This is a genomic window from Sporosarcina sp. P20a, from assembly GCF_002743175.1.
Taxonomy (GTDB): Bacteria; Bacillota; Bacilli; order Bacillales_A; family Planococcaceae; genus Sporosarcina.
In genome coordinates this window covers 22,678-45,310 of sequence record NZ_PDYT01000013.1, presented here as the reverse complement: position 1 = coordinate 45,310, position 22,633 = coordinate 22,678, and the positions used below count along the sequence as shown (strand labels likewise).

The following is a 22,633-nucleotide window of genomic DNA, read 5'->3' as shown; positions in this document are numbered from 1 at the left end:
ACACGCTCCTTAGCTGTTATATAGTACTTCACGACTTTATTATAACACGCGAAAAGACAGCTTGAGTTAATTTTATACCGAACGTTTGGATGTTTGTTCATGAGCAATCGGGGAATACTTTTGGTAACTATGCACTAAGGAGGATGTCACATGAGTAAAAATCCATACGAAAAGATCGATGAAAATATATCAGGACAGACACAATCTACACAGCCCGGTGTCGAGGAAGAGATGCATCCCGCGCCAATCTATGATGACCCGAATTTCAAAGGTGCCGATAAACTTAAAGGAAAAACCGCATTGATCACAGGTGGTGACAGCGGAATTGGTCGCGCTGTCGCGGTTGCCTATGCCAAAGAAGGGGCGAACGTCGCTATCGCGTATTTAGCTGATCAAGAAGATGAAGATGCGGATAAAACGATTGCATTAATTGAGAAATACGGTGGCAAAGCGAAGAGATATCAAACCGATATTAGCAGCGACAAAAACTGTAAACAGCTGATTGGTCAAGTTATAGAGGACTTTGGTGAACTCAATATACTGGTCAACAATGCTGGAAAACAATTCCCACAACAGTCCATTGAGGATATTACCGAAGAACAGTTGAAAGAAACGTTTGAAACAAACTTCTTCGGTCTGTTCTTTATGTCCAAAGCAGCCATTGCACATATGAAAAAAGGCGACTGCATAATCAACACTTCTTCCATTACAGCTTATAACGGATCGCCTGGTTTGCTTGATTACTCCGCGACCAAAGGGGCCATTACAAGCTTTACACGTTCATTAGCGTTAAATTTATCGGAGAAAGGGATTCGCGTGAACGCGGTAGCACCAGGACCTATCTGGACACCGCTGATCCCTTCTACGTTCGACGCGAAAACAGTCGCTGAACACGGAGCAGACACACCGATGAAACGCCGTGGACAGCCTGCTGAGAACTCACCTGCGTATGTATTCCTCGCTTCACAGGACTCGAGCTACATGACTGGGCAGACGATCCACGTTGATGGTGGAGATTTTGTCGGCTCTTAATTTGGAATCAATGAAGAGTGACCGCATCATTCCCGTACAATTATGAACTCCACAAAAAAAAAAAAAACGATGCGGTAAGCCATTCACTCTGGCTTACAGCATCGCTTTCATTCCTCAAACGGCCACGTAGGCAACATACGATTCAACTTTTTATCGCTACGCTCTCCAAGCACATACTCCGCCTGCATGATCGTATGGATTTCTCGCGTACCTTCATAAATAACAGGCGCCTTCGAATTGCGTAAATACCTAGCAACCGGATACTCATCCGAATAGCCATACGCCCCATGGATCTGCACGGCGTCATCTGCTGCTTGATTGGCAAAATCGCAAGCTTGCCACTTCGCGAGCGATGTCTCACGTGTATTCCGAACACCACTATTCTTCAACTCACCGGCACGATAGACGAGAAGACGGCTCATCTGATAACCCGCTTCCATTTTTGCAATCATCTGTTGGACTAGTTGGTGTTCACCTATTTTCTTACCGAATGTTTCACGCGTTGTGGCGTACTCTACACTCGATTCAAGACAGGCATACAACAAGCCCACTGCACCTGCCGCCACGGTAAAACGACCGTTATCAAGCGCTGCCATCGCAATCTTGAACCCTTCGCCTTCTTCACCTAGTAAGTTGGCAGCCGGTACGCGAACGTCTTCGAAGAACAGCTCACCGGTGTTACCTGCACGAATGCCGTACTTCCCTTTGATTGCCTTCGATGAAAATCCAGGCATCGTGCGCTCTACAATAAATGCACTAATGCCATGGTGTTTCTTTGATTTATTCGTATAAGCAAAAACGAGAAAATTGTCTGCTGAATCACAAAGTGAAATCCACGTTTTCTGACCATTCAATAGATAGTCAGCGCCGTCGCGAACCGCTGTCGTCTGAAGTGCGGAAACATCCGAGCCTGCGCCTGGTTCCGTCAATCCGAACGCGCCGATTTTCTCACCTTTTGCTTGCGGCATTAAATACTTTTGCTTCTGCTCTTCTGTCCCCCACTGCATGAGCGTCATACAATTCAAACCGATGTGGACGGAAACTGCGGTGCGAAAAGCTGTATCTCCACGTTCGAGTTCTTCGCATAAAATCGCCAAAGAATTATAGTCCATCCCACTGCCACCGTATTTTTCCGGGACACAGACACCCATGAATCCAAGATCCGCGAGCCGTCTCCAAATTCCTTTGTCAAAACTTCCCTCTGCATCCCACTTTGCAATATGCGGCATAATTTCCGCATCTACAAATTGCCTTGCCGTCTTTCGCAACATGTTTTGTTCATCTGTAAATGTAAAGTCCATCTTTATGTCCTCCTTTACAATGAAACTAGGCTTTTTCGATGCGAGCGTTTACCGCAATCTGTCCTACTGGTATGCGGTATACGCGGTTATACAATTGTCGATAAAACTTCCTGAACTGACGCTCGTTTAACGCAGGCAGTGCCGAAGTTGTCATCAATAATAACGGGTGCTTGAAATTGGTTAGCTTCACTGTTTTATCCAGTGTCAGTCCATTCCGTTCATAAAATGCGATACGTCGCGTTCGAATAGATAACTCTTCTTCATTTCGGGAAAAGTCAGGGTCTTCCACTTCGAGTAAAATTCCCGCTGGTGATAGCGCATCTAGACGGCGAAGCATGACGCTGCCTAAGCCATACGAACGGAATTCCGGCGCTATTGCCAAGTAGAGTACGTGAATACCCCCATACTTCGGGATTTCTTGATAGATGGCGTAGCCGTAAACGTTGATGCCGTCCGTCAAATAGACTGCACGCAAGATGTTTTTCTTCAGCGCTTTACGCATAATCGGGAACGGAATATGGTCGAGAAATCCGAAGTCTACTAGCACGAATTTGAATAACCTATTCAACGTCCGTCGATTCGTTGCGAGATGCTGTAATCCCATCTGTGATGTATTTAATGTTTGTTTTTGCATTTCACTTCACTCCTTAGAAATACGAGGAGATGGTCTGTTGAGATCTAAATCCACGCTTTCCTACCAGTATATACTGTATCAGGCCTGTTGTACGTCTATGACAACTCCGCGTTTCATCATTTCTGCGATATACAGTTTGCCAGGCACGATGTTTTCCGGTGGATAAGCGCCTCTTTTTGTGATGACTCCATTGCCAATCATTTGTGCTACGACAGAAATGGTGTTGGCTGTTGCGAGTGCCATAGCCGTTTCATTCGTGTTCTGATCCTTTTCGGTAATCATATTAAACGTCACCGTGTGCGCTTGCCCGCCTTTATTACCGCTCACAATGACGCGAAGTAAGACGGCATCCGATTTATCCCCAAGGAGTAATTGTGGCGTCAAATGCGCGAGCATGACGTCGCGCACACGTAGTGGTCTACCATCTACTCGGATCGTGGGTTCTCTAGACAATAAGCCGAGATCCACTAATACTTGAACCTTGTCTGCATGGCCAGGGTAGCGAATCGTCTTGTATTCTAGTGTTTCGATGTTAGGAAATGACTCGAGCATCGTCGACGTACCGCCTGATGTATGGAAGGCTTCCATTTCGCCATAGCCATCGAATTCCAGCGTTTCGATTTCCGATAATGAAGGCAATTCCTTCACTTCGCCATATCGCATAACGCGAGACGAATCCGTGTAATGATCGAATAATCCTTCCAATGAAAAGACGACATTATAGTTTAGTGGTGGCTCGGGTTTGACCGGAACTCCGCCTACATAAAGTTTGATTGACTTAGTTTCATCGAGTAACGACGCACCATAACCTGCCAGAATATTAATCATGCCAGGGGCCACGCCGAGGTCAGGAATGAGCGTCACGCCTTTCGCGGCAGCCTGTTCAGTTAGCGCGAGCACTTTTTCCGTTGCTCCACCGATATGTCCACCTAAGTCGACAACGTGTACGCCACGTTCTACCGCACAGCGGGCGACTGATTCATTGAATGTATAAAACAGTGCGTTGACGACGATATCCCCAAGCCCGACCACATCGCTGAGTTGCTCTTCATTCGTCGCATCGAGCAATAAAATGTCGAGTTTTTCATTCATGAGTTCTTCGGCGAAATCTTCCGCTTGCCGAATGGCGCGGTCCGCGAGATACACTTTCTTCACTTCATCCTGCTTGACTAAATCACGAACGACTTCTTTTCCCATTAATCCAGCACCTAATACAACAACTTTCATCTGCTCATCCCTTCTTCCTGTGAGTTCATTCCGTATCGATTTGCGCGCGTTGCAACTTGCCGCTGTAATCGATGTAAATGCTCTTCCATTCCGTAAAGACGTCGAGTGCCGCAACACCAGAGTCCCGATGACCGTTCCCCGTACCTTTCGTTCCACCAAACGGCAAATGAATTTCAGCGCCCGTTGTGCCTGCGTTAATATAGACGATGCCCGTATCCAGGTCGCGTTGTGCGCGGAATACTTTATTAACATCTTGCGAGAAAATGGAACTGGACAAGCCGTATGCGACGCTGTTATTCACTTCGATTGCCTCATCCAGACTGCTAACTGTAATCAATGAAATGACCGGGCCAAATATTTCTTCCTGCGCGAGTCGGCTATCCCATGCGACATCTGCAAATAATGTGGGCTCGAAATAATGTCCAGTAGCGAATTTACCTTCATTCAGCACATGTCCACCTGCTACTAGATTCGCGCCTTCCTCTTTGCCAATTTCAATATAGCTTTGGATTTTCTCCAGCGCTTTTGCATTAATCACAGGACCGACTTTTACCGTTTCATCTAGTCCATCCCCCATTGTTAGGCCTTTCATACTTTCTAGTAGACGTTTCTGCAATTCTTCTTTCACGTCTTTATGAACGATGACCCGACTACAAGCTGTGCAGCGCTGCCCTGCCGTTCCAAATGCGCTCCATAAAATACCTTCTACCGCCAGCTCGATATCTGCATCTTCAAGCACGATCACTGCATTCTTGCCACCCATTTCAAGAGAGATTTTCTTCAAGTGACGACCACCTAATTCCGCAACATGTCGACCTGTTTCGGTCGAGCCGGTAAACGAGATAACGCGTACATCGGGATGTTCGATCAATGCAGTACCAACGTCTGAGCCGGAACCGAAGACGATGTTCGCGACACCATGCGGCAAGCCAGCTTCTTCAAAAATCAACGCCATTTCATACGCCATCAACGGCGTTTCCGTCGCTGGTTTCCAAATGAATGTATTCCCCGCCACAATCGCCGGAAACGACTTCCACGTAGCAATCGCAATCGGGAAATTCCACGGTGTAATGAGACCGACCACGCCAATCGGTGCACGAACGCTCATCGCAAACTTATCCTGCAACTCCGATGGCACTGTTTCACCGAACAATCGTCGTCCTTCTCCCGCCATGTAAAACGCCATATCGATTCCTTCTTGCACCTCACCACGGGCCTCTTCTATTACTTTACCCATTTCCTTCGTCAACACTTGCGCTAGATGTTCTTTTTTATCTTTCATTATACGGCCAATTTCATAGAGATAATCCGCACGCTTAGGCGCTGGCACCAAAGCCCACTTCCTCTGCGCCTTCTTCGCCGCAGCCACCGCCTGCCCCACCTCTTCCTCCGTCGACAAAGGCACCTGCGCCAACTCTTCCCCATTCGCCGGATTCAATACAGCAGCATAACTAGCCGCTTCCTCCTGCCAAACACCATCGATGTAATTAGTTAGCTTCATCAAAACTACCCCTCTCTACTCCATATAATTTTCGTGAGTTGTCCCTATTAGAATTGTTCGACAATATATCATCCTATTCCTTTAAAGCTAGACATATTCAAGAAAAGTTAACTTAATGGGCAAGAATTGGTAATAGGCATAGAGCGCTTGTCTCACTTCATAGAGCGGTTAAATAGGCTGATAGAGCGCATTAGAGGGATCATAGAGCGCCTATACAGATTTATGAGCGGATGTCGTGGAAGTATGAGCGTTTACTCCTAAAGAAAACGACACTAGTTGATTTTTAGCGGAAGGAAACGAGTCTTGATGGTAGCATGCGCTTTGAGAGCCTGGACTGAATGAAATTCCTAACGCAGATCAACGGTGCCCACCCACTCATCAATGCCAATGCAAAAAAACCGCCACAGCAAGTCGGAAACTCCAACTCGCCATGACGGCCTACATTCATTACAACAAATACCAAATATAATGCGCTTCCTCATGACTACCCGGCGTAAGCGCCGCACTCTTCGGATAACTCATCTTATCCACAGCCATTTCCATCAACTTACTCACATGTGGATTCAACTGCTCCGCCTTAGCAAACAACTCCAAAGCTTTCTCCGAAGATTTACCTTGCGCACGCGCCATCTCCATCAACCAAGACAAATACCAATACGCTGCATCGCCTTCGGAAACTTCTACAGTCGCCTCCAAAACCCGCGCCGCCTGATCAATTTCTCCTTGATGAATCAACGACGAAATCGCCAAGTACCGTGCACTTTGGTGATCAAAGAGGTCGAGCGACAGAAGACGTATAAACATCTCGCTTGCGTCAGCAAAACGGTCTTGCTCATAGAGCCACACGCCGTACTGCATCAAACTACGTAAATATGGACGATTCGGTGCGAACTTCCACGCATCTTCCGCACGGTTGTCAAACTGTTTTTCACCAGAGAATATAGCTTGTTTGAAGAATTTTTCTTGCTCGTCCTTCGAATCTGTCAGCTCCGTCTGAAGCAACAACGCATCGACATTCGTCGGATCCGCGCCATACGCACCTACCGCGAAGTCATGTCGCTGTTCGATTGTTTCGGCATTGTACGCCATATAACAAAGCATCTGTGCTTCTTGTTGTTGGTTTTCCGGCTCAAACGGTTGCTGGATTGCTTCTTGAATATACGCCTGCGCTTCTTCAAACGTATCGAAGTTATGCTTTTGCGTCAACATATGCACTTGCCAATTCATTTGCTCAGACGGAAGTGGATTTGTACCGATATGATACCCGGCATCTTTCTTCCCTTCCTCCATCATCTTCTCAAGGTCTTCAATCTTCTCTAGCAGAATATCCGTATGCTTTCGGAATGAAGAGACAGAAACCCCGAATCGTTTACCTACTTCCGCTTGCGTATACGTACTCTTCATCATGTTCGTATCGACTGCTAATTGGAACGCGGCCGCAGCGAGTACTTCCGGTTTACGGAACTTCGGATCTTGATCGGTAAAGTAGTACGCCATTAAGGACAGTAACATTTCATAGGCGCCCGGATATAGCTCTTCCTTTTCGAGTTGAGCATCTAGTATTTCAACTACTTCACGCTGCAATGGTGTGAAGTTTTGCTCGACTACGTCAGATAACGTCTGAACATCGAGTTTACAAACCACTTCATAAATGTCGACTAGATGCTTCTTAAAGAAATCGAAGCTATTCTTCTCTTCACTCGTTTCAGCTAGTTCTTGCACACGCGTCAGTAGTTCATCACTCATATGTTTATTCACCGCAATAGCAGAAATTGGCATGACCCAGCGCTCTTCATTGCGCATCTCTTCTAAGACGATGGCAATGACAGCGCGAACATCTTCAGGCTCGCCTGCTTCTCTTGCCAATAAATACTCGCCTTCTCCGAGAATTTCTTTCATATGGTAGACTTCTTTATCAGCCTTTGTCACTTCCGCGAATGTAATGAAAGCATTTTGCCAGCTCTTCAAAATAGCTCGTACCGCTCTATTTTGCGTACGGTTTAGCGCTTTGACTAGGTGGCGTCTCCATAGATCTTTACGAACGATGAAGAAGTAGTAATCGCTGACATTCGTCACGAGCTCCTCTTCTTCCATCCACTCACCGAGTCGTCCAGACCACTCCTTCAATAACCCTTCTAATGATTGGATCTCGGCAGGAGACAATGACGTTTCGTAATAACTGTTTAATACTTTCTTCAGTTCTTCCTGGACCATATTTGTGCCCGGCATATCTGTTTTGCCGCAGCAGTTCTCTACGATTTCCCCGCTTCCGCATGGGCATTTTTCTTTATTCCCTATCACATCGAACACAACCTTTTCTTTTTACTATACCATACTAAAAAGAAGCTCCGCATGCATAGCAGCATACGAAACCTCTTATTTTACTTTTCAGACTGTTCCTTCACTTCATTAATAGTTGGTGAAGTCGGTGGCATGACCCGTTTAATGAATAACGATAGGATCAATGCGACGAATGTAATCACCGTGGAAATGAAGAATGCATGATTGACACCATCTAGCATCGCCAGACGTCCAATCTCTTCCGTCATAGTGGATACATCGACTCCAGAAGCGGCCAAATCCTTCGCTTGAGTAGCTGCTGATACATCCAACCGTTTGGTCATGAGCGTCAATAACAATGCCGAACCAATCGCACCTGATACTTGCTGCAATGTGTTATTCATTGCCGTACCATGCGGATTCGAGATCATCGGCAACGAGTTCATTCCATTTGTCATAACCGGCATCATGACCATTGACAAGCCGAACATTCGGAATGTATACACTGCCATTAAATAATAATAACCTGTATCCATCTGCAGTTGGCTTAATAAATATGTCCCGATCACGGAGATAATCAGTCCCGTGTAGACTAGGATCCGCGGACCGTATCTATCAAATAAACGACCTGTGATCGGCGACATGATTCCCATTAAAACCGCACCTGGCAACATGAGCAATCCTGCATCTAATGGTGAAATACCTCGCACATTTTGCACATACAACGGCGTCAAAATCATCCCGGAGAACATTGCTACAGATAGCACCATGGATACGACGGATGCGAGTGCAAACATCGGGTATTTGTAAATCCGGAAATCGAGCATCGGTTCTTTCATACGTAATTGTCTTAGTATAAACAATACGAGCGCTACCGTACCGAGTGCGATCGTGCCATAGACAATTGGAGAACTCCAACCCTTTTCCCCAGCAGAACTAAAGCCGTACAGCAAACCACCGAAACCGAGAGTCGATAAGACTAACGAGAAGAAATTGATGCGTACATCACGGTTCGGTGTAATATTTTTGAGTTTGAAAATAGCAAGAGCTAGTGTCAACAATGAAATCGGCAGAACAATTTCAAACAGCGTCCGCCATGAATAATTCTCGACTACCCAGCCGGACAAAGTCGGTCCGATAGCTGGTGCAGTGAACATCACAAGACCGAACATACCTAGTGCCGCCCCCCGCTTTTCGATCGGGAAAGCCGTTAACATAACATTCATTAACAGCGGCATCATCAACGCGGAACCGGATGCTTGGATCATACGTGCAACGACTAATAAAGAGAAAGTCGGCGCGATGATGGCGATAAATGTCCCTAACGAGAAGAGCACCATCGCGGTAATGAAGATTCTTCTATTAGTAAACTTCTGTATGAAAAACGCACTGGCCGGAATCATAATCCCGTTGACCAACATATAACCGGTCGTCAGCCACTGAACGGCCGATGGAGTAATCGAAAACTCTTCCATAATGACTGGTAATGCGATATTCAGTAAAGTATTATTTAAGATCGCAACAAACGCACCAATGAACAAAATTGCAATGATGCCATAAGGTGGCTTCTCATGCATTTTTTTAATTTCTAATGATTCTACCATTTTACCCTCCTATAACATGTGAATAATATGTCAGATTTATATTTTATACCGCCAGTACATTTATTACAACTAATAAATTCGGGCAGCTTAAAAAGCTTGATATAACAGTGTTTTAAGAATAGTATATGAGGTATACACACAGTATAAAACAAATCCAAACATACAGGTGATCATTTATGAACGATCGGAAAAAGCACGTATTGCTTATCGCAAAACAACTATTCATTGACAAAGGCTTTCACGCAACATCCATCCAAGATATTTTGGATGCAGCACAAATTTCAAAGGGAACGTTCTATAATTACTTCACTTCTAAAAACGAATGTCTCATGGCGATATTGCGCGACGCTCATTATATGAGTTACTTACGAAGAAATGAGCTAGCGATCGGCAAGGATCTTGCAGACCCTGCCCTTCTTTCTGCACAAATCGAAATTCGTTTGACGATGAACCGACAACAAAACTTGCTTCCATTATTTGAAACTATCGTTCATTCGCCTGATGACGAGCTACGTCAATTCGTCAAGCAGATGCATTTTCGAGAACTCGCATGGATTGCGAAACGACTCGTCAATGTTTACGGTGAAGAAGTAAAACCCTATTCCTATGATTGTGCGTCGTTACTTTTCGGTTTTATCCAACATGCACTTAACGTCTGGAAAAGTGCCACTACAGAGCAAATCGATACGATGAAACTAGTGGAGTTCGTCATGCAACGAATGGAAGTCATCGTGCCGGACATCGTCAAACGAGATGCACGCTTCCTGTCGCAGAACTTATTAGAAGACATGTTAACGGCCGCAGAGTTTTATCCGATGACACGCGAAGTATTGATTGAGAGTTTGCGGAAGTTCGTCGAAGAGTTACCAGAGGAAGAAAACCAAAAGACGTTATACAGCCAATTTTTATTGGACGAGTTATCAGCAGATCAACCTCGACTCTATTTACTAGAATCCGTCGTCCGCTCATTCCGCCAAGCGTTCGAAGGCTCCGAACTGCAGCTACAAGCAATCGAACTATCCGCAGCAATTTGGTTGTTCATCAACAAATCCCAATAACAACACAAAAGAGACTAGCAAAGTCAGCCCGTACGACTTTGCTAGTCTCTTTTTCGATTGTTGAGGATTAGGGGGAGTAGTTTGGGAATGTGCGTGAATTACGTATTGAACCCACGTCACTACTAAATACGAACCTGATGATTAGGCTCTTCCCCTAGCGCAAACGCAAGCAACGCATCCACGTTCAGCTTCATCATCGCCTTGCGCGTCTTCACGGTAGCACTGCCAATATGCGGCAACACCGTCAAATTTGGCAACGTCAACAACGGATGATCGAGCGGAACCGGCTCCGTCTCAAACACATCTAGCCCTGCGGCATGAATCTTCTTCGTGCGCAGCGCATCAAACAATGCTTCTTCATCCACAATTCCGCCACGCGCAACATTGATCAGAACGCCCGTCTCTTTCATCTGAGACAACTGTTCTGCCCCAATCATCCCTCTCGTCTCTTCACTATACGGTACCAAAATCAGGACGAAATCTGAAGACGCCAGCAAATCTGGAAGCGCAACATATCGACTGCCGTACATATCTTCTATTTCAGACTTGCGGTTACGGTTGTGATAGAGCACGTCCATATTGAACCCTTTCGCACGTCTCATCACCGCTTCACCGATCCGCCCCATGCCGACGATACCAAGAGTAGCTCCGTATACATCAGTTCCTGTAAAACCAAGTGGCTCCCATGACGTCCAACGTCCTTCGCGCAACGTGTTCTCTGCACCAATCAAATCACGGGCCGTAGCCATTAATAAAGCAAACGCCAAATCTGCCGTCGTTTCTGTCAGCACATCAGGTGTATTCGATACCATAATATTTCGTGCCGAGGCTGCTTTCACATCGATGTTATTATAGCCCACTGCCATATTGACGATTAATTGTAATTTAGGGGCAGCGTTGAGCACTTCTTCATCGATTTGGTCGGAGATAACGGTCCAAAGTGCATCCGCGTCAGCCACTTCTTTCAACAACACATCACGAGGAACTGCTTCACTCGTTGATTGCCACATACGTACTTCGTAGTGTACACGAAGTGGAGCGATCATTTCTTCCGGCATCTCACGACAAATATATACTGTTGGTTTCATGGACAACACTCCTTTAGCCACCGATATAGTTCATATTAATTTTCTTGCGATTCTTCACAGTCTGCTCCGTACGTTCATCGGAATAGCGATCTCTTCTACCTCTCCACACGTCGGCAATCACTTCGTATAATTCTTCGTCAGTTTTATCCGAACGAATTAATTCCCGTAGGTCAAAGCCTTCTGATGCAAAGAGACAAGTGTATAATTTCCCTTCGGATGATAAACGAGAACGCGTACAAGTTGAACAAAACGACTCTGAAACAGATGTGATAAAGCCAACTTGCGCATCCGTTCCTGTATACCGATAGCGTTTGGCTACTTCACCGTAATAGTCTTCTTCCGCAGGCTCCATGTCGAATTCAGCAGCCAGCATGTCATAGATTTCTTTTTTCGTGACGACTTTTTTGAAGCTCCAGCCATTGTCATTGCCGACATCCATGAACTCGATGTAGCGCAATGTGATGCCGCGTTCTTTAAAATACGTAGCCATCGGGAGGATTTCGCTTTCATTGACGCCTTTTTGTACGACCATATTCACTTTAATTGTAAAACCGATGTCTTGTGCCTTTTGAATGTTTTTGAGAACGAGATTAGGTGAAATGCCACGGCCGTTGATCTGGCCGAACAGTTCTGGGTCCAGTGCATCTAAACTGATGTTTAGACGGCGCAATCCAGCGTCGTAAAGCGGTTGCGCGTATTGACCGAGCAGCACTGCATTCGTTGTAAGTCCGATGTCTTCGATCCCTTCGATGTCGTGAAGCTTCTGTATCAACTCGGGTAAATTGCGGCGCATCAGCGGTTCACCGCCCGTCAAACGCAGTTTCTTGACACCTAACTGAGCAAAAATCCGAGCCAAGTGTTCCAATTCCTCAAACGACAGCAATTCATTTTTAGCTAGAAATACAAAGTCATCACCAAATACTTCTTTTGGCATGCAGTACGTACAGCGGAAATTACAGCGATCCGTAACAGAAATACGCAAATCCCGAATCGGGCGTCCGAGTTGATCTACAATGGCATTCATCTTCTTCATCCCCTTTCCAGTTCACATGGCGTGTTGACATTTTTAAAAGCAATTTCAGGTGTATCCGTTACTAAAGCGCCTTCAATCCACCGACATTCATGTTGCGCTTGCACATCCATCACTCGGCGATTACCATCGTGTAACGCTTGCTTGATTGTCGATTTGACGTTTGCATTCCAAACTGAAACGAGTGGATGTCGCTTGCTTTCAACCGTGATAGATGAAATATCTCCATCATGTAATTCAAGCAATCTTTCCATAATCCCTACTTCAATAAACGGCATGTCACAAGGTAACACAACGTATCGGTCTGCTTGCATAGACTCCATTGCGGATAAGATTCCTGCAAGAGGACCCATTCCCGCATAGGACGCAAGATCAGTCGTCACATGAACGCTGTCCGGAAACAGTTCTTTAAATTCAGTACGCGCCACGACGACGATCTCATCGCAAATCGGTCGTAATGCCTCTACTGAATAATGATAAAACGAGTGACCTCCATGCGTCGCAAACGCTTTTGGTGAGCCGAAACGTCGCGATTGTCCGCCCGCGAGCAGCACACCGACCGTCTTCATCCGCCACTCACTGGTGGAATGAACGCGCAAACATCCCCCGCTTGAATGACGTCATCCTTTAGGGCATATTCTTCATTCACTGCCACATGGATCGTCTCTTTACCGAAACCCGGATACGTTTCTTCCGCCCAGTTCAGCAATTCTTCCACCGTTAAAGGCGCGCGATCCAAAGACTCTTCACCTTTACCTGTTAACTCCCGTAGCCTTGCAAAGTAATGAACTGTAATCATTGTGATTCGCTCCCTTTCTCTGGATATTTCTTCTGTGCACCGATCCATTCTTCGCCGTCTTCCCAGATTTCCTTCTTCCAAATCGGTACGACTTCTTTAATACGCTCAATTGCGTATTCATTCGCTTCATATGCTTCTTTTCTGTGAGGCGACGATACCGCGATGACTACAGCAATGTCCGATATTTTCAGCTCACCAATGCGATGCGCCATAGCCACTTGAACACCTGGCCACTTTGCTTCCATCTCAGCACCGATTTCAGCAAGCTTCTTTTCCGCCATCGGTACATAGGCTTCATACGCGAGATACAATGTACGAACACCATGCGTCCATTCGCGAACATGTCCCGTGAACACGGTTACCGCGCCCGCTGCCGGATGCAAAACCAACTCACTATATTTCTGCACATCAATCGGCGTGTCTATGATTTCATAACGTTTCATCTTCTCGCCTCCACCCATTCTTGTAGCCAGTCGTCGAGTCGTGTGATGTCTTCAAACAACTCGGCTGTTTTCACCGTCCGAACGATGCCAAGTAACGACTCCAACTCATGTCGTTCTTCTTCATTTCGGATGAGTACCACTTTCTCACCAGCTTCTTTTTTATAGCCTTCTATTAATAAAACATCCGGCTCACTAGATGCGGCCAATGCCTTTAGCTGTTCAAATGAACGTTCTTTATTTTGTATCAATTGTATCATATCGCCGCCTGCCACAAGAGTGGAGACAGCTCCAAATTCTAAGAATTGTACCGTATCCGTATGCGCTGGCGGCAGTTCAGGTGCGCCGCCATGTCCATGATGTTTTAGCACAGCGACTTCGTAACCAAGACGGTTCAGCACGGTAATCCAGTGCGAAACGAGCGTCGTTTTCCCACTGTCCTTGAAGCCGACAATATGTAGCGTCTTCACAGCTCCCAACGCTCCACACCTTGTTCCGTTCCTAGCAATAAAACATCCACTAGCATTCCTTTTTCGAAACCACGCGTTCCGCTCGGCAAGACGATGATGCAATTACCACGCGCAATAGAAGACACGGCGCTAGATTTATTGAAACCTGAAGGCGTAGCCACGATACCTTCATTCGTCATCGACCAGCTGGCACGAACAAAACGAGTGAACGGATTCGCTTTCTTAAAATCTTCTCCAAGGACCGCTTGAATACGTGGCATATAAGGCGCTGAACAGCCCATCATCGAATAAATGGCAGGACGTGCAAACAATTCAAATCCTGTGAAGCAAGCAGAAGGATTACCTGATAGACCGAATAATAATTTATCCCCTAAAACCGCCACCGTCGTCACACTACCCGGGCGCATCGCCACTTTATTGAACAATACTTCCGCACCGAGACGTTCATAGATCGTAGGCAGATAATCATAATCCCCGACCGACACACCGCCTGTCGTAATGAGCAAGTCTGTTTCTTGAAGTGCTTTCTCGACGATTTCGGTACATGCATCCAAGTCGTCTTCCATCATGCCATACGACGTAGATTCAATTCCCATTCGCTTCAACTGCGCACGAATCATCGGGCCATTGGAATTGCGAATCTTCCCCGGTTCGAGTTCATCGGTGACATCGAGCAATTCAGTTCCCGTCGACAACACCCCAGCTATCGGAAGTTTCGCAACACGTACTTGTGCATAACCAAATGTTGCAAGTAGCGCAATGGTCCCCGGATGAATTACCGTTCCTGCTTCGATCAATGTCTCCCCTTGTTTCGCATCTTCTCCTTGACGCGAAATATTTTCGCCCGCTTCAAATGGCTTACGCAACGTAAACCCACTGTCGTTTTCCACCGTTTGCTCCAGCATGACGACTGCGTCCGCCTGTTCTGGAATCAATGCACCCGTCATGATGCGGAACGATTCACCTGGCTCAATCGGACGATCTGCCACATGCCCTGCACCAATTTCTCCAATCACACGGAAGGCTTTTCTAACATCACCTGAAGCACCCATCGAATCTTCCGCACGAATCGCAAACCCATCATACGGTGAACGATCAAAAGGCGGCACATCATGCTTCGCCACGATCGGCTCAGCTAACACTCGACCATATGTATCTTCTAACGAAAGCACTTCCGTCTGAAGCTTATGTACATGTTTCATCACACGCTCTACAGCTTCCGCCACTTGAATCGGTTTTCGAATTTCTACCACGTACATCTCCTACTTTCTTTTGGTATACTAACTAGTACAATGAAATGAAACGAAAGGATGATCATCATGTCCGAACTTACGCACTTCAATGAACAAGGCCGCGCCAAAATGGTCGACGTGTCCGACAAAGAAACTACTTTACGAACGGCGATCGCTACATCATCAATTATGGTTAACGCATCAATTCACGAGCAAATCACGCATGGCACAAATAAAAAAGGAGACGTCTTCGCAGTTGCGCAAGTCGCCGCCATCATGGCCGCGAAAAACACGTCCAACATCATTCCCATGTGCCACCCACTCCCTTTAACGGGTGTAGATGTCCGATTTGATTGGGATATTAACGAAGTATCTTCCCATTACAACGTGTTAATCCAAGCCGAAGTCAAAACGAAAGGCGTGACCGGCGTCGAAATGGAAGCCTTGACAGCCGCTTCTGCCGCTGCATTGACGATTTATGATATGTGTAAAGCTGCCGGCAAGGATATGGTCATCGGACCAACGATGCTACAGCATAAATCTGGTGGGAAAAATGGAGATTATCAACGCGCGGACTAACTGTCGCGCGTTTTTTTGATTGGGATTGGTGGGTTTGGCTGGGTCCGTGTGGCTTGGCGTGGTGTGGCGCTCAATGTTATTGCGTGAGCGCTCTATTGGGCTGCGTATCCGCTCATACTTTCATGCTATCCGCTCTATCAGTCCGCGTATCCGCTCATACTCTCAAGCTAACCGCTCTATCAGCACGCGTAAACGCTCATTCTCACACGCTAACCGCTCTATCAACACACGTATCCGCTCATTCTCCCAAGCTAACCGCTCTATCAAACCACGTAAACGCTCATACTCACACGCTAACCGCTCTATCAACACACGCATCCGCTCATTCTCCCAAGCTAACCGCTCTATTAAACCGCGTAAACGCTCATACTCACACGCTAACCGCTCTATCAGCACGCGTAAACGCTCATACTCTCAAGCCAACTGCTCTATCACCCCCCGCAAAAGCTCATACCCTCACTCCAAATGCTTCCCAAGCTCATGCACAATATGCGGCAACTCCGGCACGATCAACTTATCCATCGCCAGCGTCACAGCCTTCGATGAACCCGGTAGTAAAAACACAGCTTGCAAGCCGATCCCGCCAGCCGCCGCGCGACTGAGCAATGCTTTCGATCCCACGTCTTCGGTATAACTCAAAAAGCGAAACAGTTCACCGAATCCATCTAATGGTTTCGTGAAATAAGGTGATACGGTTTCCACTGTAATATCCCGTGCGCCAATCCCCGTTCCGCCCGTGAAAATCATGGCCTGAATGGATGAATCGGACGACCAAGCGGATAACCGCTCCACAATATGCGTCGCTTCATCCGAGCAAATTTCGTACGCTTTCACTGTATGGCCAGCTTCCGCCAACTTCTCGCAAATCACCTTGCCGCTCTTGTCGTCCGCTTTCGTCCGTGTATCACTAATCGTCAGCACCGCAACTGCGATCGACTTGTCACGCGCTTTCTGTGGTAAATGAGCCTCTTCCATTTGCAATTCCTCCTAGCCGAATAATGAATGATAGATTTTTCGTCCTTCTCGCATATCTTTCAATCCATGAATCAATAGTCGGCCATTGCCGAATAAAATACAGCGATAGCCTTCCGCTTGAAACTCTACGAAAAACGGTGTTTCTCGGTACTTCGATCCTAGTTGCTGCGCGACTTTCACACCGTCTGCCACCGTCAATTTACGTCCTGCATCCGGTATGATCTGCACCGTATCACGCCCGCATAGCACAGCGTATTGTGTGCCTGCTGCTTGATGAAGCGCAGGGTACGTCGGATGTTCACCGCATGTTTCGCATTGCGGATTCTTCATCCGGCTAATTCCCGCTTCAACTGATGTATTATTCCACACATCAAAATGCAGAAGTTTCGTGCGCATGGCTTGTTCATTCCCCGTCAGCCATTTCATCGCTTCCGCACTTTGATGTGCAGCCGAAATCTGTACAGCAGGCGCAATTACCCCTACTGTATCACATGTTTCATTGACTGCCGGCATGACCGGTAGTAGACAACGGAAACACGGTGTCTTGCTTGGAATGAAAGGAAAGACGCTGCCTGAACTGCTGACGACTGCGCCGTAGACCCAAGGAATATTCAGTTTCCATGCGACATCATTAATCAGCAAACGCGTCTCGAAATTATCCGTTGCGTCGAGTAGAATATCCGCACCGATCGCGATTTCTTCGAGCAACGGACCGTCGATATGGTCGAGCACTGTTGTAATGTCTACGTCTTGACGGATAGCATGTAAACGACGCTTCGCTGCCACCACTTTTGGCACACTGTTTTTCGCATCTGCTTCAACAAATAATTGTTGCCGCTGTAAATTGGATGCCTCAACATAATCGCGGTCTGCGAGCGTTATTTTGCCAATTCCTGCACGTACGAGCGTCTCGGAAATCGAAGAGCCGAGCGCGCCACAGCCGATGATTACCGCATGTGCGTCTAATAGCTGTCGCTGTCCCGACGTACCGATTGGCTGGAATAATGTTTGCCTTGAATAGCGATTCTCCACTGGATCTACTTCCTTTCATTACACAAACAAGCGAGGCAACCGGTTAAGACCGATTGCCTGCGCTTATTTCTGGACTAATATCACTGAACGAACCAACGTAGCGAACGACGTCGCCTGTTCCATCTTTTACGGAACTGATGGAAAGGAACTCTAAGTACTCTTCGCCACTCTTTTTCTTATTCCAAATTTCACCTTGCCAGACGCCTTGTTCATCAATTGTGCGCCACATTTCATTATAATATTCCCGGTTGTGTCTACCTGAACTTAAGATGTTCGGGCTTTGACCTAGCACTTCCTCTTCACTATACCCTGTTAGTTTCGTAAATGCCGGATTGACCGAAACAATGAGCCCCTTTGAATTGGTCACGAGAATACCTTGCCCCGTTGAATCAAATACTTCTTTAGACAAGCTCGTGCGATCCATGTAATAGAGCCAAAATGCCAATACAAGACTGACTAATGATACTTGTGAAAACGCCATGAATCCAATGGAATAGGAGCCTGTCATGGAGAAAATCGTTGCGAGTAATAATGGAGGGAAAAATCCACCAAGACCACCCATCATCGATACAATTCCGTTGACAGTACCTGCTTGCTTACTGAAATACATCGGTACTAGTTTAAAGATGACACCATTTCCGAGACCTGCAGCTGCCGCAATCATAATGCTGCCAACTGTGTACAGTCCAATATCCGGTGAAAACGCTAGTACGATAGACGAGATCGTCAAGCCTGCGAAACAGCCCATCAATAAGAATAATGGCTGGAACTTATCGCCTAACCAACCACCCACCGGACGTAATAACGTCGCGACGACGATGAAGCCAGCTGTACGAAGTCCTGCGTCCACTTTATCGAGTTCAAAGTAATTAACGAGGAAACTTGGCAAGAACACGGTAAACGCAACGAATGAACCAAATGTGATGAAATAGAATAATGAGAAGAACCACAATTTTTCATTCTTATAAACACCTTTGATTTGTTCGACAATCGGTGCTTTCACTCGAACTTCCTTACGATCACCGAAGAAGAAATTCAATGCGATGAACGCAAGCAATAAAATCAAATACATTTTGACAGTCAATGACCAGCCGAACTTCATCGCGAGGACCGGCGCTGAAAACGTCGTGATCGCTGTCCCGATGTTCCCCATCCCGTAAATACCATTGACGAGTCCGTGCTTTTCTTTAGGATAATACTTCGGTAGCGACGTAACACCAACAGAGAAAATCGCGCCCCCTATCCCAAGTAACGTACCGCCGATCAAAAGCCCTGTCACTGTTGATGTTTCACTTATGTAGTAGACAGGAAATAGCAATACGATGAAACTGATGAAAAACATCATACGTGCGCCATAAACATTGGCGTAATAGCCAAGTGGAATTCGCAAAATCGAACCGAGTACTACAGGAATTGCTGTGATGATGGCCACACGCTCTGGCGGAATATTGATATCTTCGCTTATAAATGGTAGCAAAGAAGAGATCAAGACCCACACCATGAAGCCGACAACTAGATTTGCTGTTTGCAAAGGCAACTGAATCTTTTGTGTCATAGGAATCCATCCAATCTGAAATTAGTTGCAAAGCTAACCAATCACTTTCGTTGTGTGTTAATCCGGTAGAATTGATGTATATAATTGGTCGAATAATTCATCTTGCTCTTTGGCAAGTAAGACTGATAGAACCATCGGAAAAATGACGTTTTCTTCTTTTACAAAGTGAATCATGATGACTTCAAACGCCTCGCCTGCGTCTTTTACGACGTCTTGCATCATTGCGAGTGTAAATTCCGATAGATCCCCTCTTGTGTGATGAAGGAAATGTCCGATAAACGCATCCATCTCGTCGTGTTCTTCTTGTACTGCTTGAACTGGCCCTTGATCACTGCCCACATATTTCGCGAGCATCGGAAACAGGAATGCTTCTTCCTTTTCCGTATGATTTTTCAGCGGATCAATAAATTCGACGACTAACACACGCAATTTCTTGAGTGCTTTTAGACCTTCGTCACGCGTGAATCTATCATTCTCAAAATCCAGTACGATTGCATGCCACTGCTCCATCAAAGTAGTTAGAAAGCGATGTTCATTTTCAAGCACTCGTAGTGCAGGTAGCGTATGCGTAAGTCCTGTATTGACCATCATCCTTCACCTCTTCATTAGAAACTTAAAAACTTCTTGCGTAGTGCGTATTCGACGAGTTCCGGGCGGCTCTTCAATTGTAGCTTGTCCATCATTTTCGCCTTATGCGCTTCTACAGTCTTGACGGAAATATAAAGCATCTCTGCAATTTCTTTATTGCCATAGCCTTTAGCCACAAGCGGTAAAATTTCAATTTCGCGTTTGGATAAAATCTTGAACGGATCGTCTTCGGCTGTCTCTTTCGACCCTTTCTTCACAAACTCCCTCACGAGCGAAGTCGCCATAGACGGATGAACATACGTGCCGCCGTCGTACACTTCACGAATGGCGTGTAGCAACTCTTCGTCGGGTGCATTTTTCAAGATATAGCCTGCTGCACCGTTTTTCAGTACGTGGAACATATACTCCTCGTCATCGTACATCGTCAAAATCACAATCTTCGTTTCTGGGAAATCTTCATGGATTTTGCCTGTTGCAATCAACCCACTTTGGCCAGGAGGCATGCTGAGATCCAGTAAAATAATATCCGGTCTGTGCTTCGCAACTAGTTCATATGCTTCCAATCCATCTGCCGCTGTTGCTACGACTTCCATATCGTCTTGGAAATTCAATATATGCATGAATCCTGTGCGGACGACTGCATGATCATCAGCTATTATGATTTTCACTCGTTGCTCTCTCCTTTTTCAGTGGAATCGTTGCTTGGACTGTCGTGCCTTCTTGCTGACTTGAAATGATGGTCATATTACCACCTACTAGTTCCACCCGTTCTTTCATACCATATAGTCCGAGGCCCGTGCCTTGCGGTGTAAAGTCATTGACATCAAAGCCGACACCTTCATCGAATACTTTTATTTGTAGCTGTCCATCCACTTCAATTAACGTTAAAAAGACATCTTCTACTTGGGCATATTTCATCGAATTTAGAATCGCTTCCTGGCCAATACGATACGCAACCGTTTCAATCCCGCCTTCATAACGACTTTCCTTCAAATCGGATTCAAAATGAACATACAGTCCGTAATTCTTTTCAAGATTCTTGATGTGCGTACGGAAAGCGGCTTCTAACCCAAAATCATCGAGTACAGCCGGTCGCAGTTCGACAGATAGATGACGGATCTCATCTAATAAGCGCATCAACGAACCTTCCGTTTGACGCAACTTTTCAAGTGCCTTGTCGTTCATGCCCATGTATTTCAACACACGCAAATCAACAAGCGAACTAAGCATTTCCTGTGCTACACTGTCATGCAACTCGCGTGAAATTCGTTTGCGTTCATTTTCCTGCGCTAAAATGACTTGTTGCATGCGCAATTTTTGATGAAGAACTTCAGACGTCTGAGTTTGCCGCGTTAAATTACGCAACATCAACACGGACACGTAGTTCTCTTCATCTAACACCTGATACGTCGCGCTGTACGGTTGCACGCCAAGGTCTTTCGTCTCCAAATATAATTGGAATGAAGTTAATGTTTGTTGCGGCTTCTCCATGAAACACGAGACACACGTCATTTGTTCATCTTCACTCGTAAAACCACGGCATGTCATACACATCGCGTCCGCCTCGCCTTGTAGCATCTTTTCATAGAGCGCGGGTTCCATAATTTCTTTCGCCGCTTCATTCATCGATAGAATCTCACCGTTCGCGCCGAAAAAGAACATCGCTTCTGTCGTACGATCGTATAGTTTGTGCAGCATAGTGGTTAGTTGATCATTATTTAATAAAGTCATCTTTCAATCGCTCCTTCATGTGAAACGGTCCGAATTGAGGTCCTACCGCATGCTTGAATTGCTCAAACTTGTCAGCTGTTAACCGGTCCACTTCACGGTAGCCAATCAAAAGCACGCCTTGCACATGATCATCACGGAATAAAGGAATCGCGCCAAAACTTTTTAGCTTTTCGAATACGACGATTGGATAGTTATAGAGATCTCCATCCATTACATTGGCGTCTACATTCTCAATCTTCATCGGCTTACCTGTCTTGAACACAATTCCTGCCACGCCTTTTCCTGATTGAAGGACAATTCTACGATAGCGTAAACTGATATCCCCCGTTACATATCGCCACTTTAACTCATGATGATATTTCTTCAAATCCACTAACGCCAAGCCGATGAAATCCGCATGAAGCGTTTCTTTCAATTCATCGATCGCCAGTTGGAAATTACTATTTACTTGTCCTGTCATAGACTTAATCTCCTATT

Annotated in this window: 24 protein-coding genes; 3 read left to right on the top strand and 21 right to left on the bottom strand. The window is 46.0% G+C overall.

Annotation, left to right across the window (positions count from 1 at the left end):
• Positions 1-150 precede the first annotated feature (150 nt).
• The gene (locus CSV72_RS11230) at positions 151-1,032 is read left to right on the top strand and encodes an SDR family oxidoreductase (RefSeq protein ID WP_099678413.1); all 882 of its coding nucleotides are present in this window, start codon (positions 151-153) and stop codon (positions 1,030-1,032) included.
• A 107-nt stretch (positions 1,033-1,139) separates the two neighbouring features.
• Here CSV72_RS11230 and CSV72_RS11225 read toward each other — a convergent pair whose 3' ends face one another.
• The 6 genes from CSV72_RS11225 to CSV72_RS11200 form a co-directional block, all read right to left on the bottom strand.
• Positions 1,140-2,333 (bottom strand): acyl-CoA dehydrogenase family protein, encoded by a 1,194-nt coding sequence (locus CSV72_RS11225; protein ID WP_099678412.1) that lies wholly within the window; start codon positions 2,331-2,333, stop codon positions 1,140-1,142.
• Positions 2,334-2,358: 25 nt separating this feature from the next.
• A complete protein-coding gene (locus CSV72_RS11220; protein ID WP_099678411.1) occupies positions 2,359-2,967 on the bottom strand; it encodes a GNAT family N-acetyltransferase in 609 nt (202 codons plus the stop codon).
• 78 nt (positions 2,968-3,045) lie between these two features.
• Positions 3,046-4,194 carry a saccharopine dehydrogenase family protein gene (locus CSV72_RS11215; protein ID WP_099678410.1) on the bottom strand — a complete coding sequence of 383 codons (1,149 nt, stop codon included), beginning with the start codon at positions 4,192-4,194 and terminating at the stop codon, positions 3,046-3,048.
• Between the two features lie 25 nt (positions 4,195-4,219).
• On the bottom strand, positions 4,220-5,695 hold the full coding sequence (locus tag CSV72_RS11210) for an aldehyde dehydrogenase family protein (RefSeq protein ID WP_099678409.1): 1,476 nt from the start codon (positions 5,693-5,695) through the stop codon (positions 4,220-4,222).
• Positions 5,696-6,142: 447 nt separating this feature from the next.
• Positions 6,143-7,996, bottom strand: a complete 1,854-nt coding sequence (locus CSV72_RS11205; protein WP_099678408.1) for a tetratricopeptide repeat protein — start codon at positions 7,994-7,996, stop codon at positions 6,143-6,145.
• Between the two features lie 80 nt (positions 7,997-8,076).
• The gene (locus CSV72_RS11200) at positions 8,077-9,579 is read right to left on the bottom strand and encodes a DHA2 family efflux MFS transporter permease subunit (protein ID WP_099678407.1); all 1,503 of its coding nucleotides are present in this window, start codon (positions 9,577-9,579) and stop codon (positions 8,077-8,079) included.
• 176 nt (positions 9,580-9,755) lie between these two features.
• On the opposite strand from CSV72_RS11200, the gene CSV72_RS11195 reads away from it, so the two are divergent.
• Positions 9,756-10,637, top strand: a complete 882-nt coding sequence (locus CSV72_RS11195; protein ID WP_099678406.1) for a TetR/AcrR family transcriptional regulator — start codon at positions 9,756-9,758, stop codon at positions 10,635-10,637.
• A 122-nt stretch (positions 10,638-10,759) separates the two neighbouring features.
• Here the strand turns inward: CSV72_RS11195 and CSV72_RS11190 are convergent, their stop codons facing one another.
• Genes CSV72_RS11190 through CSV72_RS11160 form a run of 7 tightly spaced genes read right to left on the bottom strand, consistent with a single transcriptional unit; the run spans position 10,760 to position 15,717 of the window.
• Positions 10,760-11,725 (bottom strand): 2-hydroxyacid dehydrogenase, encoded by a 966-nt coding sequence (locus CSV72_RS11190; RefSeq protein ID WP_099678405.1) that lies wholly within the window; start codon positions 11,723-11,725, stop codon positions 10,760-10,762.
• Between the two features lie 13 nt (positions 11,726-11,738).
• Complete coding sequence (gene moaA / locus CSV72_RS11185) at positions 11,739-12,758, bottom strand: GTP 3',8-cyclase MoaA (protein ID WP_099678404.1); 1,020 nt, start codon at positions 12,756-12,758, stop codon at positions 11,739-11,741.
• Entirely contained in the window at positions 12,755-13,324 is a 570-nt protein-coding gene (gene mobA / locus CSV72_RS11180; protein ID WP_099678403.1) for a molybdenum cofactor guanylyltransferase, read from the bottom strand. Before mobA ends, moaA begins: the two co-directional genes overlap by 4 nt.
• Positions 13,321-13,554 carry a molybdopterin converting factor subunit 1 gene (gene moaD / locus CSV72_RS11175; protein WP_029053550.1) on the bottom strand — a complete coding sequence of 78 codons (234 nt, stop codon included), beginning with the start codon at positions 13,552-13,554 and terminating at the stop codon, positions 13,321-13,323. Before moaD ends, mobA begins: the two co-directional genes overlap by 4 nt.
• Complete coding sequence (locus tag CSV72_RS11170) at positions 13,551-13,997, bottom strand: molybdenum cofactor biosynthesis protein MoaE (RefSeq protein WP_083034850.1); 447 nt, start codon at positions 13,995-13,997, stop codon at positions 13,551-13,553. The genes moaD and CSV72_RS11170 overlap by 4 nt, the downstream gene beginning before the upstream one ends.
• Positions 13,994-14,464, bottom strand: coding sequence for a molybdopterin-guanine dinucleotide biosynthesis protein B (mobB, locus tag CSV72_RS11165; protein WP_158232199.1), 471 nt, complete (start codon positions 14,462-14,464; stop codon positions 13,994-13,996). Before mobB ends, CSV72_RS11170 begins: the two co-directional genes overlap by 4 nt.
• Positions 14,461-15,717 carry a molybdopterin molybdotransferase MoeA gene (locus CSV72_RS11160; RefSeq protein ID WP_099678402.1) on the bottom strand — a complete coding sequence of 419 codons (1,257 nt, stop codon included), beginning with the start codon at positions 15,715-15,717 and terminating at the stop codon, positions 14,461-14,463. Before CSV72_RS11160 ends, mobB begins: the two co-directional genes overlap by 4 nt.
• A 66-nt stretch (positions 15,718-15,783) precedes the next feature.
• Here CSV72_RS11160 and moaC point away from each other — a divergent pair, with 66 nt between their 5' ends.
• Entirely contained in the window at positions 15,784-16,275 is a 492-nt protein-coding gene (gene moaC / locus CSV72_RS11155; protein ID WP_099678401.1) for a cyclic pyranopterin monophosphate synthase MoaC, read from the top strand.
• Positions 16,276-16,437: 162 nt separating this feature from the next.
• Here moaC and CSV72_RS16580 read toward each other — a convergent pair whose 3' ends face one another.
• From CSV72_RS16580 to CSV72_RS11120, 8 genes are read right to left on the bottom strand one after another with little or no spacing between them, the layout of a single operon-like run.
• Complete coding sequence (locus CSV72_RS16580) at positions 16,438-16,671, bottom strand: hypothetical protein (RefSeq protein ID WP_143561172.1); 234 nt, start codon at positions 16,669-16,671, stop codon at positions 16,438-16,440.
• 60 nt (positions 16,672-16,731) lie between these two features.
• A complete protein-coding gene (locus CSV72_RS11150) occupies positions 16,732-17,250 on the bottom strand; it encodes a MogA/MoaB family molybdenum cofactor biosynthesis protein (protein WP_099678400.1) in 519 nt (172 codons plus the stop codon).
• 12 nt (positions 17,251-17,262) lie between these two features.
• Positions 17,263-18,282 carry a ThiF family adenylyltransferase gene (locus CSV72_RS11145; RefSeq protein ID WP_099678399.1) on the bottom strand — a complete coding sequence of 340 codons (1,020 nt, stop codon included), beginning with the start codon at positions 18,280-18,282 and terminating at the stop codon, positions 17,263-17,265.
• Positions 18,283-18,325: 43 nt separating this feature from the next.
• Positions 18,326-19,837, bottom strand: a complete 1,512-nt coding sequence (locus CSV72_RS11140) for an MFS transporter (RefSeq protein ID WP_099678398.1) — start codon at positions 19,835-19,837, stop codon at positions 18,326-18,328.
• A 57-nt stretch (positions 19,838-19,894) separates the two neighbouring features.
• Positions 19,895-20,428 carry a hemerythrin domain-containing protein gene (locus CSV72_RS11135; RefSeq protein ID WP_233191241.1) on the bottom strand — a complete coding sequence of 178 codons (534 nt, stop codon included), beginning with the start codon at positions 20,426-20,428 and terminating at the stop codon, positions 19,895-19,897.
• A 14-nt stretch (positions 20,429-20,442) separates the two neighbouring features.
• Positions 20,443-21,093: a response regulator gene (locus CSV72_RS11130; protein WP_099678396.1), complete on the bottom strand. Its 651-nt coding sequence runs from the start codon at positions 21,091-21,093 to the stop codon at positions 20,443-20,445.
• Positions 21,074-22,156 carry a sensor histidine kinase gene (locus CSV72_RS11125; RefSeq protein WP_099678395.1) on the bottom strand — a complete coding sequence of 361 codons (1,083 nt, stop codon included), beginning with the start codon at positions 22,154-22,156 and terminating at the stop codon, positions 21,074-21,076. Before CSV72_RS11125 ends, CSV72_RS11130 begins: the two co-directional genes overlap by 20 nt.
• Complete coding sequence (locus CSV72_RS11120) at positions 22,140-22,616, bottom strand: GAF domain-containing protein (RefSeq protein ID WP_099678394.1); 477 nt, start codon at positions 22,614-22,616, stop codon at positions 22,140-22,142. The genes CSV72_RS11125 and CSV72_RS11120 overlap by 17 nt, the downstream gene beginning before the upstream one ends.
• Positions 22,617-22,633: the final 17 nt, after the last annotated feature.

What these genes read in the sequence shown, in the direction of transcription:
- CSV72_RS11230 (WP_099678413.1), top strand. Translation starts at nt 151, where the DNA reads ATGAGTAAAAATCCATACGAAAAGATCGATGAAAATATATCAGGACAG.
- CSV72_RS11225 (WP_099678412.1), bottom strand. Translation starts at nt 2,333, where the DNA reads ATGGACTTTACATTTACAGATGAACAAAACATGTTGCGAAAGACGGCA.
- CSV72_RS11220 (WP_099678411.1), bottom strand. Translation starts at nt 2,967, where the DNA reads ATGCAAAAACAAACATTAAATACATCACAGATGGGATTACAGCATCTC.
- CSV72_RS11215 (WP_099678410.1), bottom strand. Translation starts at nt 4,194, where the DNA reads ATGAAAGTTGTTGTATTAGGTGCTGGATTAATGGGAAAAGAAGTCGTT.
- CSV72_RS11210 (WP_099678409.1), bottom strand. Translation starts at nt 5,695, where the DNA reads ATGAAGCTAACTAATTACATCGATGGTGTTTGGCAGGAGGAAGCGGCT.
- CSV72_RS11200 (WP_099678407.1), bottom strand. Translation starts at nt 9,579, where the DNA reads ATGGTAGAATCATTAGAAATTAAAAAAATGCATGAGAAGCCACCTTAT.
- CSV72_RS11195 (WP_099678406.1), top strand. Translation starts at nt 9,756, where the DNA reads ATGAACGATCGGAAAAAGCACGTATTGCTTATCGCAAAACAACTATTC.
- CSV72_RS11190 (WP_099678405.1), bottom strand. Translation starts at nt 11,725, where the DNA reads ATGAAACCAACAGTATATATTTGTCGTGAGATGCCGGAAGAAATGATC.
- moaA (WP_099678404.1), bottom strand. Translation starts at nt 12,758, where the DNA reads ATGAAGAAGATGAATGCCATTGTAGATCAACTCGGACGCCCGATTCGG.
- mobA (WP_099678403.1), bottom strand. Translation starts at nt 13,324, where the DNA reads ATGAAGACGGTCGGTGTGCTGCTCGCGGGCGGACAATCGCGACGTTTC.
- moaD (WP_029053550.1), bottom strand. Translation starts at nt 13,554, where the DNA reads ATGATTACAGTTCATTACTTTGCAAGGCTACGGGAGTTAACAGGTAAA.
- CSV72_RS11170 (WP_083034850.1), bottom strand. Translation starts at nt 13,997, where the DNA reads ATGAAACGTTATGAAATCATAGACACGCCGATTGATGTGCAGAAATAT.
- moaC (WP_099678401.1), top strand. Translation starts at nt 15,784, where the DNA reads ATGTCCGAACTTACGCACTTCAATGAACAAGGCCGCGCCAAAATGGTC.
- CSV72_RS11150 (WP_099678400.1), bottom strand. Translation starts at nt 17,250, where the DNA reads ATGGAAGAGGCTCATTTACCACAGAAAGCGCGTGACAAGTCGATCGCA.
- CSV72_RS11140 (WP_099678398.1), bottom strand. Translation starts at nt 19,837, where the DNA reads ATGACACAAAAGATTCAGTTGCCTTTGCAAACAGCAAATCTAGTTGTC.
- CSV72_RS11135 (WP_233191241.1), bottom strand. Translation starts at nt 20,428, where the DNA reads ATGATGGTCAATACAGGACTTACGCATACGCTACCTGCACTACGAGTG.
- CSV72_RS11125 (WP_099678395.1), bottom strand. Translation starts at nt 22,156, where the DNA reads ATGACTTTATTAAATAATGATCAACTAACCACTATGCTGCACAAACTA.
- CSV72_RS11120 (WP_099678394.1), bottom strand. Translation starts at nt 22,616, where the DNA reads ATGACAGGACAAGTAAATAGTAATTTCCAACTGGCGATCGATGAATTG.